Source organism: Roseisolibacter sp. H3M3-2 (assembly GCF_029211165.1).
In the GTDB taxonomy this organism is placed as follows: Bacteria; Gemmatimonadota; Gemmatimonadetes; order Gemmatimonadales; family Gemmatimonadaceae; genus Roseisolibacter.
In genome coordinates this window covers 1-15,116 of sequence record NZ_JARGEK010000088.1, presented here as the reverse complement: position 1 = coordinate 15,116, position 15,116 = coordinate 1, and the positions used below count along the sequence as shown (strand labels likewise).

Below are 15,116 nucleotides of genomic sequence, written 5' to 3'. Positions count from 1 at the left end.
GCCGCCGCCCTCCCCGCCGGCGCCGCCTGCCGGCCGGCGGACCTGGCCGCGCTGCAGGACAGCATCGCCACGAACGTCGCGAAGACGGCGCAGCCCAGCGCGAGCGGCCTGCTGCGCGACGTCACCGCGGCCTGCCGGCGCAACGCGGCGGCCCCCGGCACCGCCGCGGCGCTCGCCTACGCGGCGCAGCTGGTCGCGTGGTGGAAGCCGATCGCGCCGTCGCCCGACCACTGGCTCGGATCGAACGCCGAGTTCTGGGACTACCTGACGACGCTCTTCCGGGCGGTGGGCTACACCATCGACAACACCGCCGCGGCGCTCGAGGCGCAGGGGTTCATCGGCGTCTGCCGCGCGGGCGACGGCTGCACGCTCATCGCGCCGGCGGCGACCAGCGGGATCAAACTGTTCCCCGGCGCGCTGGGCGCCAACGCGGGCGAGCAGTTCCTGGTCACCGGTCGCCCCGCGCCGTGCGCGCCGATCGACGGCACGACCGACATCCGCGTGTGGGGCCAGTGCATCGAGGTCTCGGTGGACCCCAAGATCGGGGCGAGCTTCAAGCTGCGCCCCGTCTCGCCGGTCCCCGCGCTGGTGCAGACGTGCATGACCGAGCCGGCCTACACGGCCGCCCGCTACTACCTCGCGGACGGCGACGGGGAGCCGGTCCCGGTGCCGCTCCCGGACGCGACGACGTCGCGCGTGCGGCTGGCGCAGAAGTCGGCCGACCGGGCCACCGTGGCGCTCCGCCCCCGCCCCGCCCCGTCGCCGGCGCACCTGTACGACAGCGACCAGTTCTTCGAGGGGAACTGCACGATCGCGCAGCTGGCGCAGGCGCTCCTCCCCGCGCCGGGGCCGGTCGGGCGCGCGACGCGGTGGTTCGGGGCGGCGCGCTCCTTCGCGGCCGCGCTGTTCGCGCCGCGCGTCGCGTACGCGGCCCACGGCGGGCTCGGCTCGCTGGGGATCATCGAGGAGCTCAGCACGTTCGGCCCCGCCGACCCGTTCGTGTTCGAGGCGACGTTCGACAACCCGTACGCGAGCCCGCCGTCGCAGCACGTGGCCGACGTCCCCGGCGCGGCGCCCGTCAACGACGACATCGGGCGCGCGGCGTGGGAGATCGAGTTCCAGGCGCCGGGGTTCGTGCGCGTGCGCGCCACCCCGTTCGGCGGGTTCGCGGCCGGCACCAACGTGGTCGAGGTGAACCAGGCGGGCGGCGCGTCCGACGCGAAGCGGGGGCTGACTATGTTCGCCGCGCTGGCGCACTTCGCCGACGCGCAGACCGGCCAGGGGCAGCAGGCGAACGCCGGCAAGTACCGGATCCGCTGGACCTCGTCGGTGGCGTCGCCGCGCGCCGGCGGGCAGGGGGCGCCGTTCGTCGCCGCCAGCATCGTGAACGGCGACACGCTGGAGCTGGCGCGGTTCGCGTACGTCAACGGCCCCAGCGCGCAGTCGGGGACCATCCGGTTCGCCGGGCAGACCGCGGCCGGCCTGGCGTGGGCGCAGAACACGCCGGCGCGGTACGAGCTCGTCGTCGACCTGTACGCGGGGCGCGCGTACCTGCGCGCGGACGGCGCCTACGTCCGCGACGCGTCGGGCGCGGTGCTCGTGCAGTCGTTCACCCCCGGCCGCCTGCTGACGCACACGGGCTGGCGGCTGGGGCGGCAGGACAACCAGGTGCTGGCGACGGACGACGTCGAGGTCGTCCGGCTGGCCGACACCTTCGCCACGCCGCAGCCGTAGCGCGGCCCTACCCGCCCCACCAGGAGTCCCATGCGGAACCGGCTGCCGATCTCGATCGCGACCCTCCTCGCCCTCGCCGCCTGCCAGGACCCGACCGCCGCGCCGCTCGCGCCCGACGCCGGCGCGCCGCGCGCGGCCAGGGACGCCGCCCCGGCGCCGTCGCGCACCGTGTTCATGTCGGGGCTCGACGCGCCGCGCGGCCTCGCGTTCGCGCCCGACGGCGCGCTCTACGTGACCGAGTCCGGCCGGACCACCGTGACGACGAACTGCACGCCGCTCCCGCGCGGCCTCTACTGCTACAGCGGCACCGGCGCGATCTCGCGCAAGCGGCGCGGGGTCCAGGAGCGCGTGGTGAGCGGGCTGCCGTCGTACTACAACGCCAACATGCAGGACATCACCGGGCCGCAGCACATCGACTTCCAGGGCGCGGGCAACGCCTACTTCACCATCGGCTGGGGCGGCCCGCCGACCGGACGCGCGGGGCTGGGGGCGGCCGGCGCCGCCTTCGGCACCCTCGCCCGCCTGCACCCCAACGGTTCGTGGTCGGTGGTCGCCGACGTGGCGGCGTTCGAGCAGTCGCGCAACCCGGACGGCGAGGTGTTCGACTCCAACCCGTACGGCCTCCTCGCCGAGGGCGGGCGGCAGTACGTCACCGACGCCGGCGGCAACTCGCTGCTGGAGGTCGACAACCGCGGCGCGGTGTCGCTGGTGGCGACGTTCCCGCGCGTGCCGGCGCCGGCGATGTTCGGCGGCTCGGCGCAGGCGGTGCCCACCGAGGTCGTGCGCGGCCCCGACGGCGCGCTGTACGTGAGCACGCTCACCGGCGTCCCGTTCTCGCAGGGCGCGGCGATCATCTACCGCGTGTCGGGCGGCGTCGCGCAGCCGTACGCGACCGGGCTCAAGACGGTCACCGACCTCGCCTTCGCCCCCGACGGGCAGTTGTACGCGCTGCAGTACGCGACGGGGCCGGTGTTCTTCCCGACGCCGGGCGCGCTGCTGCGCGTCGTCCCCGGCGCCGGTCCGCACCTCACCGTCGCCGGCAACCTGCCGAACGCGACGGCGCTGGCGATCGACGGCGACGGCGCGTTCTACGTCGCCGTCAACGGCGACCGCGCGGGCGTCGACGAGGTGCTGCGCATCGTCCCCTGACGGTCCCGGGGCACGACGTGCGACGGGGCGCGCCGATCTGGCGCGCCCCGTCGGTCGTTCACCCCGCCTTGCGCCGCTTGAGCGCGGGGAGCAGCGGTCGGAGGTAGTGCCCCGTGAAGCTCGCGTCGACCTGCGCGACCGTCTCGGGCGTCCCCTGCGCGACCACCATCCCGCCGCGCGTGCCGCCCTCGGGTCCCATGTCGACGACCCAGTCGGCCGTCTTGATGACGTCGAGCGAGTGCTCGATGACCAGGACCGTGTTGCCGCGGTCGACCAGCCGGTGCAGGACGTCGAGCAGCAGCCGCACGTCCTCGAAGTGCAGCCCCGTCGTCGGCTCGTCGAGGATGTAGAGCGTGCGCCCGGTGTCGCGCTTGGACAGCTCGGTGGCGAGCTTGACGCGCTGCGCCTCGCCGCCCGAGAGCGTGGTCGCGCTCTGCCCGAGGTGGATGTAGCCGAGCCCCACGTCGCGGAGCGTCTCCAGCTTCTGCGCGATGCGCGGCTGGTTCTCGAAGATCCCGCACGCGTCCTCGACCGTCAGGTCGAGGACGTCGGCGATCGAGAGCCCGCGGAAGCGGACCTCGAGCGTCTCGCGGTTGAAGCGCTTCCCCTTGCAGACGTCGCACGGCACGAAGACGTCGGGGAGGAAGTGCATCTCGATCTTCACCAGCCCGTCGCCCTGGCACGCCTCGCAGCGCCCGCCCTTCACGTTGAACGAGAACCGCCCCGGCCCGTAGCCGCGGATCTTCGCCTCGGGCATCTCGGCGAACAGCTCGCGGATGGGCGTGAACAGCCCCGTGTACGTGGCCGGGTTGGAGCGCGGCGTGCGCCCGATCGGGCTCTGGTCGATGTCGATGACCTTGTCGATGTGCTCCAGCCCGACGATCCGGTCGTGCAGCCCCGGGATGGTGCGCGCGCGGTAGAAGTGGCGCGCCAGCGCGCGGTGCAGGATGTCCTCGACCAGCGTCGACTTCCCCGACCCCGACACGCCGGTCACCGACACGAAGCAGCCGAGCGGGATCTCGAAGTCGACGCCGCGCAGGTTGTGCTCGCGCGCGTTCTCGACGCGGATCACGCGGTGCGGGTCGCGCGGGCGGCGCTCGGGGCGGACCGGGATCTCGCGCTTCCCGTTCAGGTACTGCGCGGTCACCGACTTGGGGTTGCGCAGCACCTCCTTCACCGTGCCGGCCGCGATCACCTCGCCGCCGTGCTTCCCGGCGCCGGGGCCCAGGTCGATGAGGTGGTCGGCCTCGCGCATCGTCTCCTCGTCGTGCTCGACGACGATGACGGTGTTGCCGAGGTCGCGCAGCTGCTTGAGCGTGGCGAGCAGCCGCCCGTTGTCGCGCTGGTGCAGCCCGATCGACGGCTCGTCGAGGATGTAGAGCACGCCCACCAGGCGCGACCCGATCTGCGTCGCCAGCCGGATGCGCTGCGCCTCGCCGCCCGACAGCGACTCGGCCGAGCGGTTGAGCGTGAGGTAGTCGAGCCCCACGTCGACCAGGAAGGAGAGGCGCTCGCGCACCTCCTTCAGGATCGGGCCCGCGATGTCGGGGTCGAGCCCCGGGCGCCCCTCGCCGCGCACCGGCACCTCGCCGAAGAAGTCGCGCGCGCCGTCGATCGACAGCTCGCCGACCTCGCCGATGTTCCGCCCGTGCACCGTGACGGCCAGCGACTCGGGCTTGAGGCGCATCCCGGCGCAGGCGGAGCACGGCGTCGCCACCATGTACTCCTCCAGCTCGACGCGGATGCCGTCGCTCGACGTCTCCTCGTAGCGGCGCTGCACGTTGCGCAGGATCCCCTCCCACACGACCTCGGCGCTCGCCGCCTTGGACGCGACCTTGCGCCCGCCCGTCTTGCGCGCCGCCGGCGGCGCCTCGCCGGCGCCGAAGAGCAGCGCGTGCTGCACGCGCGCCGGCAGCTTCCCCCACGGCGTGTCGAGCCTGAACTCGAGCGCCTTGGCGAGCCCCGGGAGGATGACCTTCTTCAGGTAGCCGTCGGGCTCCCCCCACGGCAGCACGACGCCTTCGAGGATCGTGATGCTCGGGTCGCCGAGCACGAGGTCGGGGCTGACCTCCTTGCGCGTCCCCAGCCCGCCGCACGCCGGGCAGGCGCCGAACGGCGAGTTGAACGAGAACTGCCGCGGCTCCAGCTCGGGGAGCGAGATGCCGCACACCGGGCAGCCGTAGCGCTCCGAGAACAGGTGCACCTCGGGCTCGGCGGACGCGTCGGCCGCGTACTCGACCACCTCCACGAGCCCGTCGGCCAGGCGCAGCGCGGTCTCCAGCGAGTCGGTGAGGCGCCCGCGGTCCTCCGCGCGCACGACGAGGCGGTCGACGACGACCGAGATGCTGTGGTTCTGCCGCTTGTTGAGCTTCGGCGGGTCGGCGAGCTCGATCAGCTCCCCGTCCACCACGGCGCGCACGAAGCCCTGCTTGCGCGCCCCCTCGAACAGCTCGCGGAACTCGCCCTTGCGCCCCTGCACGAGCGGCGCGCGGATCTCGAGGCGCGTGCCGGCCTCCCACGTCAGCACCGTCTCGGCGATCTGCACGGGGCTCTGGCGCTGCACGGCGCGCCCGCAGTTCGGGCAGTGCGGCGTGCCGGCGCGCGCGTAGAGCAGGCGCAGGTAGTCGTAGATCTCGGTGACCGTTCCGACGGTCGAGCGCGGGTTGTTCCCCGTGTTCTTCTGCTCGATCGAGATCGCGGGCGAGAGCCCCTCGATGACGTCGACGTCGGGCTTCTCCATCAGCCCGAGGAACTGGCGCGCGTAGGCCGACAGCGACTCCACGTAGCGCCGCTGCCCCTCGGCGTAGATGGTGTCGAAGGCCAGCGACGACTTCCCCGACCCGGACAGCCCCGTGATGACGGTCAGCCGGTCGCGCGGGATGGTGACGTCGACGTTCTTCAGGTTGTGCGCGCGCGCGCCGCGCACGATCAGGGCTTCCTCTGCCATAACCAGCAAAGCTCGCGGGGGAGGCCCCGTCCGACAAGCGGGCGGATCGGGAAATCTTCGGGGACGCGACAGTGGGCGCGCCGGCGGCCGCGCCGTCCGCCGCGCCGGCGGCTACATTGGCGCCATGACCGACGCCGTCGTGGTGCTCACGACCCTCGCCTCCGAGGAGGAGGCGGTCCCCTTCGTCCGCATGCTGCTCGACCAGCGGCTGGTCGCGTGCGGGACGATCCTCCCCCCCGCCCGGTCGATCTACCGCTGGGAGGGGAAGCTGGCCGACGAGCGCGAGGTCGTCGTGCTGCTCAAGACCCGCCGCGACCGGGTGGAGGACCTGCAGCAGGCGTTCGAGCGGCTGCATCCGTACCAGACGCCCGAGCTGCTGGCGCTGCCGGTGCACGCCGGGCTGGTGCGCTACCTCGCCTGGATCAACGACGAGACGACCGGCGTGCTCGAGGACTGACCGGCGACGGCGGGCTCGGGCTCGCGGCCGATCGAGCGGTAGTCGAAGCCGAGCGCGCGCATCCGCGCCGGGTCGTACAGGTTGCGGGCGTCCACCAGCACCGGTCGCCGGAGCAGCTCGGCCATGCGCCGGAAGTTCGGGTGCCGGTACTCGTTCCAGTCGGTCATCACGACCAGCGCGTCGGCCCCGTCGAGCGCGTCGTAGCCGTTCTCGACCAGCGCCACCCGGTCCTCCAGCCGCCGCCGGGCCTCGCCCAGCGCCGCCGGGTCGTGCGCCACCACCTCGGCGCCCACGGCGAGCAGCCGCTCGACCAGCGACAGCGACGGCGACTCGCGCATGTCGTCGGTCTGCGCCTTGAACGCGAGCCCCCACACCGCCACGCGGCGTCCGGCCAGCCCCTCGGCGGCGAAGGCGGCGGCCAGCTTCTCGAACGCGCGCTCCTTCTGCCGCGCGTTGGCCTCCTCGACGGCGCGCAGGATCCGCAGCGGCGCCCCCGCCGTGTCGGCGGCGCGCACGAGCGCGGCCACGTCCTTCGGGAAGCAGCTGCCGCCGTAGCCCGGCCCCGGGAAGAGGAACGCGGCGCCGATCCGGCCGTCGGAGCCGACGCCGCGCCGCACCAGGTCGACGTTGGCGCCCACGCGCTCGCACAGGTTCGCGATCTCGTTCATGAACGAGATGCGCGTGGCGAGCATCGCGTTGGCGGCGTACTTCGTCATCTCCGCGGACGCGATGTCCATGAAGATGATCGGCTTGCCCGTGCGCACGAACGGCGCGTACAGCTCCGCCATCACGCTGCGCGCGTGGTCGGACTCCGCCCCGAGCACGACGCGGTCGGGACGCAGGAAGTCCTCGACCGCCGCACCCTCCTTGAGGAACTCGGGGTTGCTGCACAGGTGGAACGGGAAGCGCGCGTGCCGCTCCACCGCCTCGCCGACGCGCGCCGCCGTCCCCACCGGGACCGTCGACTTGGTGACGATCACCAGCTCGCGCGTCATGTGCCGCCCGACCTGCTCCGCCACCGCGAGCACGTGCCGCAGGTCCGCCGAGCCGTCCTCGTCGGGGGGCGTGCCGACGGCGATGAACGCCACCTCGGCGCCGCGCACCGCGCCCGGGATGTCGGTCGTGAAGGTCAGCCGCCCGTGCGACGCGTTGCGCCGGACCAGCTCCTCCAGCCCCGGCTCGAAGATCGGCAGGACGCCGCGCGTCAGCCCCTCAATCTTCTCGTCGTGCACGTCGGCGCACACGACGTCGTTCCCGGTCTCCGCCAGGCACGCGCCGACGACGAGCCCGACGTAGCCGGTGCCGACGACGACGATGCGCACCGGCGGCTCAGGCGGCGAGCGACGAGCCGCACTGCCCGCAGAAGCGCTGCCCCTCGCCGTCGCACACGCCGCCGCACGCCGGGCACCGCCCGGCGAGGAAGCGCCCGCAGTCGGAGCAGAAGCGCGCGTCGGCCTCGGGGCGGGCGCCGTGCTCGGCGCACCGCGGCGCGCGGGCGCGGAAGGCGCGCAGCGCGGCCTCCACGGCGTCGTCGCCTCCGTCCGCCGGCGCGGTCGGGGACGCGACCGCGGCCGCGGCCGTCGCGCCCTCCTTCGCCCGCATCTCGGCCAGCGCCTCGCGCGTGTACGTCGCGCGCAGCTCCGCGTAGTCCGCGTCGGAGAGCTTCCCGGTGGCGCGGTCGAACTCGATCTCGCGCAGCGCCTCGATCGCGCTGGCCTCCGCGGGCGCCACGGGCGTGGGCGCCGGCGGCGCGGGCGGGCCGGCCGGCGCCTCGCCGAGCAGCGCGCGCAGCTCGAGGGCCGGGGCGCCGAGCGCCAGCACGGTGCCCAGGCCGAGCGCGAGCGCGCCGTCGGGGATCGCCAGCATCAGCGCGACTCCCCGCGCACCGCGGCCTCGAGGCGCGCCATCTCGTCGGGGGTCGCGCCGACGTCGGCCGGCGAGAGCCCGTGCGACGCGGCCGGCGCCACCCGCCCCTCCGCCGCCTGCACCGCGGCGGCGCGGCGCCCCCACTTCCGGATGAGCGCCGCGACCACCACCGCGCCGGTGCCGAGCGCCGCGAACGGCATCAGGTAGCCGGCGAGGTTGAACCCCTCCTTCTTGGGCGCCATGAGCACCTGCTGCCCGTACTCCTGCTCGAACGCCGCCAAGATCTCGTCGGCCGAGTAGCCGCCCTCGACGAGCGCCATCACGTCGCTGTGCATGCGCGGCGAGAAGCCGCACGGCATCGACGTCCGGCAGGTGAAGACGTCGAGCGTGCACGGGCAGGGGCACGAGATCTTGTGCTCCAGATCGTCGCGCGCCATCGCGTCCATCGACGGCGACGCGCCGGGCTTGGGCGGACGCTGCACGGGGCGGTAGCCGTCCCCCTCCATCGACGCGCCGGGCGTCTCGGGCTGGGTGACGGCCGCGCCGGTCACCTGGTTGGGCGACGGCGACTCGACCGGGACGCCGACCTGCTGCGCCGCGGCGACGCCGGCGGCCGTGGCGGTCGCGGTGGCCCAGCCGGCGCCGAGCGCGGCGACGAAGCGGCGGCGCGAGACGCGGTAGCCGCCGACCTGATACTGCGGGGAGGACATCGGCGGACGGCTCAGGGGACGGTCGCGGGGACGGGCTCACCGGCGGGCGCCGGCGGCAGCTCGGCGACGTAGCCGCTCTCGCGGCGCGTCGCGCGGCGCTCGGCCTGCGGCCACATGACGATCAGCCCCCCGATCCCCATCACGAAGCCGCCGAACCACACCCACCACACCAGCGGGTTGAAGGCGACGCGGATCTCGGCGCGGTCGGTCCCCGTCACGCCCGCCAGCACGACGTAGACGTCCTGCTTCGCCCCCTCGAGGATGCCGACCTCGGTCGACGGCTCGAAGGTGGGCTGGTCGCGGCTGTCGACGTGCTGGCGCTTCTCGGAGCTGATGATCCCGACGCGCTTCCCGTCGCGGGTGGCGTCGAGGCCGACGGCGGTGACGTAGCGGTTCAGCGCCTTGTACGCCGAGACGCCCTGGCTGGTGAAGGTCCAGGTGTGCCCCCACGGGTCCTTCGCCGTGTACGACTGCCCCGTGCGGAGGGTGATGTCGTACTCCTTCTTGAACGCCATCCCGGCGAAGGCGGCGAACATCGTCACCATGCCGAAGTGCACGACGTAGCCGCCGTAGCGCCGGCGGTTGCGCCCGACCAGGCGCGCCAGCGCGACCGCGGCGTTCTCGCCGTGCATCGACACGCGGGCGCGCGTCCCCTTCCAGAACTCCTGCCCGATGGTGCCGAACACGAAGCCGGCGAGCGCGTAGCAGACGATCGCGTAGAAGTCGCGCATCCCGAGCGCCACCAGCGCGACCCCGGTCACGGCGCCGACGGCCGTCGGCACGGTGAACTGCCGCCGCAGGTTCGACAGCGACGCGCGCCGCCAGGCGATGAGCGGCCCGACGCCGGTGAGCGCGAGCAGCAGGAGCCCGAGCGGGACGTTGACCGTGTTGAAGAAAGGGGGGCCGACCGTGATCTTCTCCCCCTTCACCCACTCGCTGAGGATCGGGAAGAGCGTCCCCCAGAGCACGGAGAACGAGATCCCGACGAGCACCAGGTTGTTGTAGAGGAAGGCGGCCTCGCGGCTCACCATGCTCTCCAGCTCCGCCTGCGACGCCAGGTCCTTCAGGCGGGTCGCGACCAGCCACGCGGTCGCGGCGATGCTCACCACCAGGAAGCCGGCGAACCAGTTCCCGACCGGCGACTGCGCGAACGAGTGCACGCTCTGGATGATGCCCGAGCGCGTGATGAACGTGCCGAGGATCGACAGGAGGAAGGTGGTCGCCACCAGGGTGACGTTCCACTTGCGGAGCATCCCCCGCTTCTCCTGGATCATGATCGAGTGCAGGAACGCCGTCCCCGTCAGCCACGGGAGCAGCGACGCGTTCTCGACCGGGTCCCACGCCCAGTAGCCGCCCCACCCGAGCTCGACGTACGCCCACCACATGCCGAGCGTGATGCCGATGGTGAGGAAGAACCACGACAGCAGCGACCAGCGGCGCACCGGCGCCAGCCACTCGGCGTCCAGCTTGCGCGTGACCAGCGCGGCCACCGCGTAGGCGAACGGCACCGACGTGGCCACGTAGCCGAGGTAGAGCATCGGCGGGTGGATCGCCATCCCCGGGTTCTGCAGCTGCGGGTTCATCCCGCGCCCGTCGGGGGGCGTCCAGTCGAGGCGCTCGTACGGGTTGGCGCCGAAGCACATCGTCGCCAGGAAGAAGAGCGTGATCACGCTCAGCGTCCCGGTCACGTACGGCAGGAAGGCGCGCGTGCGCGGCCCGCGGCCGGTGAACACCGCCGCCGCCGCGTACCCCGCGAGGATCAGCGTCCAGAAGAGGAGCGACCCCGCCTGCCCCGCCCAGAAGGCGGTGAAGGTGTAGACCTTGGGGAGGTTCGCGCTCGTGTAGCTGGCGACGAACTTGATCGAGAAGTCGTGCGTGAACAGCGCGGTCCACAGCCCGATCGACGCCACGATCACGAAGCCGAACGTCGCGTACAGCGCCCGCTCGCCCGAGTGCACGAGGTCCGCGCGCCCGTCCCGGGCGCCGGCGAACGAGACGGTCGCGCTCCAGGCCGCCATCAGCAGGGCGACCCACAGCGAGAGCTCGCCGACCAGGATCATCCCGGAGGAGAGGGAGTCGCCCACGACTCAGCTCTGCGACGCGGGCGCCGGGGCGGCCGTCTTCGGCACGCCGGCCGGGTGCTTCCCCTTGTACTGCTGGTACTCCTTGTACCCCGGCGTCCCCTCGCCCTGCTCGGGGGCGTTCTCGTAGCGCGACGCGCACTTGGCCAGCAGCGTCGTCGCGTGGAACGTCCCGTCGGCCTGCAGCCGCCCCTCGACCACGACCTCGACGCCGTCGGTGAACGTGTCGGGGGCGATCCCCTTGTAGTAGACGGGGTAGGTCTTGGTCGAGTCGGCCATGTCGGCCATGACGAAGCGCAGCGACCGCCCGCTGGGGTCGCGCACGATGGTGCCGGGCACGGCCTTGGCGCCGATCTTCACGCCCTGGTTCACGAACGACGGATCGTCCGCGACCTTGGCCTGCAACTCGGTCGGCGTGAGGAAGTACTGCCCGGTGTCCTGGATGGAGCTCGCCATCAGATAGCTGGCGCTCCCCAGGACGAGGGCCCCGCCGATCAGGAACTTGTTGCGCGCCTTCATGATGTATGACCCCGGAGGGAGGGGCCGGCCCCGCGGGGGGACCGGTGCAGCGAGTGGAGCACGCCAAATATACGGCCTTCATGGCCGCCTCGTGGCGGCCCCGTCCTTCAGCGCCCGGCGCGGGCGACCAGCGCACCCCAGACCAGGGCGCCCGCGGCATCCCAGACGAGGTCGCGCCCGCTGAAAACGCCGCGCCGCCGGCGGTCGTGCCACTCCTTGCCGAGCGAGACGAGGGCGGTGATCCCCGACGCGGTCACCAGCGCGGCGCGCCGGTCGACGCCGGCCGCGGTCGCCGCACCGTAGGCGCTCCCCTGCACCAGCCCGGCGAGCACGAAGTGCCGGAGCTTGTCCTCGCCGAACCAGGGATCGGCGGCCGGCGCCGCACGCCGCGTCGAGTCCGCCGGCACCGCGGGCGCCGAGTCGGCCGGCGACTGGAGGAGCGCCGCGGCCAGCAGCAGCGACCTCACGCCGCCGCCCGCCGCCCGCCGTCGATCAGCCCCACCCGCGCGAACTCGTCGGCGAGGTGCGTGATCGCGTCGTCGAGCAGCGCCCGGTGCGCGGGGGCGTTCAGCCACCCGCTCGCCCCCGACGGGTGCGGGAGCGGGACCGCCCGCGTCTCGACGCCGCCCGCGACCACGGGATGCACCCGCCCCACCACCGCGGCCAGCGGGAGCGGCCCGAGCAGCCGGTCGATGGCCAGCCGACCGATGGGGATCACGAGCGCGGGGCGCAGCAGCGCCAGCTCCCGGTCGAGCCACGGCGCGCACGCCCCGCGCTCCGCCGGCGTGGCCACCCGGTCGCCGCGCCCGCTCGGGCTGGGCCCCGGGTAGCACCGCGTCACCGCCGCGATGAGGATCGCCGCCCGCGCCTCCTCCTCGCCCAATCCGGCCTCGGCGAGCCAGCGGAACAGCGTCCGCCCCGACCGCCCGACGAACGGCCGCCCCCCGGTCGCCTCGCTCGGCCCGGGCGCCTGCCCCACGATCATCACCCGCGGCGCGACGGCGTGCGACACGACGGGGCGGGCGCCCGCCGGCAGCGTCGCGGCGCAGCGGCGGCAGGCGGCGAGGGCGCGACGATGCGCCTCGAGCGCCGGGGCGAGGTCGAGGATCGGGAGGGGGGACATCGGGGAGGGAGACCCCATGGCTCGGGTCGGGGTTCCGATTCGCGCCTTCCGACGGCGAAGAGCGGGGTGCGGCGAAGACCTGGGTGGGGCGCAGAGCGGGGTGAACCGAACCAAGGGGTGACCCGAGAACCGGGGTACCGCGGACCTACCGGCTAACGGCTGCAGGTCCGCTGTACCCCGCTCTTCGCCCCACCCCTTGGTTCGGGTCACCCCGCTCTGCGCCGTTCCTGCACTGCGCCGTATCCCGCTCTACGCCTTGTCGTCCCTCGCCCACGCCAACGCCGCCCGCACCGCCCGCCGCCAACCGGCCCGTCCCGCCTGCGCGGCGGCGCTCCCCTCCCCCGGCGCGAACCGCGCGAAGCGCCGCGACGCGAGGAAGCTCGGCGCGTCGGGCCAGACGCCCGCGGCGATCCCGGCCAGCCCCGCGGCCCCGAGCGCCGTCGACTCGACCACCGCCGGCCGCTCGACGACCGCGCCCAGGACGTCCGCCTGGAACTGCACCAGCCACTCGTTGGTCGTCGCGCCCCCGTCGACGCGCAGCGGCGCGCCGTCTCCCGCCCCGTCGGCCGAGGCGGCGCGCATCGCGTCGAGGACGTCGGCGGTGGCGTAGGCCATCGCCTCCAGCGCGGCGCGGGCGAGGTGCGCGCGCGTGGTGCCGCGGGTGAGCCCGACGATCGTGCCGCGCGCGTGCGGCTCCCAGTCGGGGGCGCCGAGTCCGGTCAGCGCCGGCACGAAGTAGACGCCGTCGGTGGACGGGACGCTGCGCGCCAGCGCCTCCGACTCGGCCGCGGTGGCGACGATCCCGAGGCCGTCGCGCAGCCACTGCACCGCGGCGCCGGCGACGAAGATCGACGCCTCCAGCGCGTACAGCGGCTCCCCCGTCGGGCCGCAGGCGAGCGTCGTCAGCAGCCCGCCCCCGCCGGCGGGGCGCGTCGCGCCGCAGTTGCGCAGGAGGAACGCGCCGGTGCCGTACGTGTTCTTCGCGACGCCGACGTCCCACCCGCCCTGGCCGAAGAGCGCCGCCTGCTGGTCGCCCGCGATGCCGAGGATCGGCGCCGCGAAGCCGAGCATCGCGGGCGAGGCCGTGCCGAAGTCGCCGAGCGAGGGGCGCACCTCGGGGAGCACGGCGCGCGGCACGCCGAAGAGGGCGCACAGCTCGTCGCTCCACGCGCGCGCGTCGAGGTCGTACAGCATCGTGCGCGACGCGTTGGTGGGCTCGGTCGCGTGCACGCGGCCGCCCGTGAGGTGCCACACCAGCCACGCGTCGATCGTCCCCGCCGCCAGCTCGCCGCGCTCGGCGCGCGCGCGGAGGTCGTCGCGCCCCAGCAGCCACTCCAGCTTCGTCGCGCTGAAGTACGGGTCGACCACGAGCCCGGTGCGTTCCCCGATCCACGCGGCGCGCGGGGCCAGCTCGGCGCACCGCGCCGACGTGCGGCGGTCCTGCCAGACGAGCGCCGGGTGCACCGGGCGCCCGGTCGCGCGCTCCCACAGCACGACCGTCTCGCGCTGGTTGGTGATCCCGATCGCCGTCGGCGTGACGCCGGCGGCCGCCACCGCCTCGCGGGCCGCCGCGCGCACCGTGGCGAGGATCTCGAGCGCGTCGTGCTCGACCAGCCCCGGCGCCGGGTACGACTGCGCCAGCTCGCGGTACCCGCGCCCGAGCACCCGGCCGGCCGCGTCGACGACGAGGCAGGTGGTGCCGGTGGTGCCCTGGTCGATGGCGAGGAGCGTCTTCATGCGGGGGCCCGCTCGACGCTCGACGCTCGACGCTCCCCGCGCGCACTAGACGATGCGCTCGACTCCGAGCGTCGAGCGCCGAGCGTCGAGAAGTCGTACGGCGGACGGTGCACCCCCCGCTCCGTCACGATCGCCGTGATCAGCGCCGCCGGCGTGACGTCGAACGCCGGGTTCCACGCGGCGACGCCGTCGGGCGCGGCGCGGCGGCCCATCGGCGCGCGCACCTCGTCCGGGTCGCGCTCCTCGATCGGGATCGCGGCACCGTCGGCGGTGGCCGGGTCGACCGTCGACGAGGGGGCGAGCACGTAGAACGGGACGTCGTGCGCGCGGGCGGCCAGCGCCAGCCCGTAGGTGCCGATCTTGTTCGCGGCGTCGCCGTTGGCGGCGATCCGGTCGGCGCCCACCAGCACGGCCCCCACGGCGCCCGTGCGCAGCAGCGCCGCCGCCATCCCGTCGGCGATGACGGTGACCGGCACGCCGGCGCGCGACAGCTCGAGCGCGGTCAGCCGGCTTCCCTGCAGCAGCGGGCGCGTCTCGTCGGCCCACACGCGCACGTCGCGCCCGCGCTCGCGCGCGACGTACACCGGCGCCAGCGCGGTCCCGATCCCGCACGTCGCCAGCGCGCCGGCGTTGCAGTGGGTCAGCACGCGCGGGGCGTCGCCGAGCAGCGCGGCCCCGTGCTCGCCGATCGCGCGGCACATCGCGCGGTCCTCGTCGCGGATCGCCGTCGCCTCGGCGCGCAGCGCGGCGAGCGCGCGCGCCGGGTCGTCGGCGCCCGCGTCGAGCACCGCGG

General features: G+C 74.4%; 13 protein-coding genes. 3 read left to right on the top strand and 10 right to left on the bottom strand.

All coding sequences use genetic code 11. The annotated features are described in order from the left end of the window. On the top strand, nucleotides 1–1,734 hold a 1,734-nt coding region (locus PYV61_RS09685), incomplete at its 5' end, for a hypothetical protein (protein WP_275830810.1). Nucleotides 1,735–1,764: 30 nt separating this feature from the next. Then, nucleotides 1,765–2,883: a ScyD/ScyE family protein gene (locus PYV61_RS09680; RefSeq protein ID WP_275830808.1), complete on the top strand. Its 1,119-nt coding sequence runs from the start codon at nucleotides 1,765–1,767 to the stop codon at nucleotides 2,881–2,883. 58 nt (nucleotides 2,884–2,941) lie between these two features. On the opposite strand, the gene uvrA is transcribed toward PYV61_RS09680, so the two are convergent. Next, the gene (gene uvrA, locus PYV61_RS09675; protein WP_275830806.1) at nucleotides 2,942–5,830 is read right to left on the bottom strand and encodes an excinuclease ABC subunit UvrA; all 2,889 of its coding nucleotides are present in this window, start codon (nucleotides 5,828–5,830) and stop codon (nucleotides 2,942–2,944) included. A 124-nt stretch (nucleotides 5,831–5,954) separates the two neighbouring features. On the opposite strand from uvrA, the gene cutA reads away from it, so the two are divergent. Then, entirely contained in the window at nucleotides 5,955–6,287 is a 333-nt protein-coding gene (gene cutA / locus PYV61_RS09670) for a divalent-cation tolerance protein CutA (protein ID WP_275830803.1), read from the top strand. Here cutA and PYV61_RS09665 read toward each other — a convergent pair. The 9 genes from PYV61_RS09665 to mtnA form a co-directional block, all read right to left on the bottom strand. Further along, complete coding sequence (locus PYV61_RS09665) at nucleotides 6,239–7,609, bottom strand: UDP-glucose/GDP-mannose dehydrogenase family protein (RefSeq protein ID WP_275830801.1); 1,371 nt, start codon at nucleotides 7,607–7,609, stop codon at nucleotides 6,239–6,241. The two genes, cutA and PYV61_RS09665, sit on opposite strands and share 49 nt — an antisense overlap. 7 nt (nucleotides 7,610–7,616) lie before the next feature. After that, a complete protein-coding gene (locus tag PYV61_RS09660; protein WP_275830799.1) occupies nucleotides 7,617–8,153 on the bottom strand; it encodes a zinc ribbon domain-containing protein in 537 nt (178 codons plus the stop codon). Next, the gene (locus PYV61_RS09655) at nucleotides 8,153–8,863 is read right to left on the bottom strand and encodes a cytochrome c-type biogenesis protein CcmH (RefSeq protein ID WP_275830796.1); all 711 of its coding nucleotides are present in this window, start codon (nucleotides 8,861–8,863) and stop codon (nucleotides 8,153–8,155) included. The genes PYV61_RS09660 and PYV61_RS09655 overlap by 1 nt, the downstream gene beginning before the upstream one ends. Nucleotides 8,864–8,874: 11 nt before the next feature. Next, nucleotides 8,875–10,947 (bottom strand): heme lyase CcmF/NrfE family subunit, encoded by a 2,073-nt coding sequence (locus PYV61_RS09650; protein ID WP_275830794.1) that lies wholly within the window; start codon nucleotides 10,945–10,947, stop codon nucleotides 8,875–8,877. A 3-nt stretch (nucleotides 10,948–10,950) separates the two neighbouring features. Then, nucleotides 10,951–11,463: a cytochrome c maturation protein CcmE gene (locus PYV61_RS09645; RefSeq protein ID WP_275830793.1), complete on the bottom strand. Its 513-nt coding sequence runs from the start codon at nucleotides 11,461–11,463 to the stop codon at nucleotides 10,951–10,953. 107 nt (nucleotides 11,464–11,570) lie between these two features. Further along, entirely contained in the window at nucleotides 11,571–11,930 is a 360-nt protein-coding gene (locus PYV61_RS09640) for a hypothetical protein (RefSeq protein WP_275830791.1), read from the bottom strand. Then, nucleotides 11,927–12,586, bottom strand: a complete 660-nt coding sequence (locus PYV61_RS09635) for a uracil-DNA glycosylase family protein (protein ID WP_275830789.1) — start codon at nucleotides 12,584–12,586, stop codon at nucleotides 11,927–11,929. Before PYV61_RS09635 ends, PYV61_RS09640 begins: the two co-directional genes overlap by 4 nt. Before the next feature lie 249 nt (nucleotides 12,587–12,835). Beyond that, a complete protein-coding gene (gene glpK / locus PYV61_RS09630) occupies nucleotides 12,836–14,323 on the bottom strand; it encodes a glycerol kinase GlpK (RefSeq protein ID WP_275830787.1) in 1,488 nt (495 codons plus the stop codon). Next, the coding region (gene mtnA, locus PYV61_RS09625) for an S-methyl-5-thioribose-1-phosphate isomerase (protein WP_275830785.1) at nucleotides 14,320–15,116 on the bottom strand (797 nt) is incomplete at its 5' end. The genes glpK and mtnA, both read right to left, overlap by 4 nt.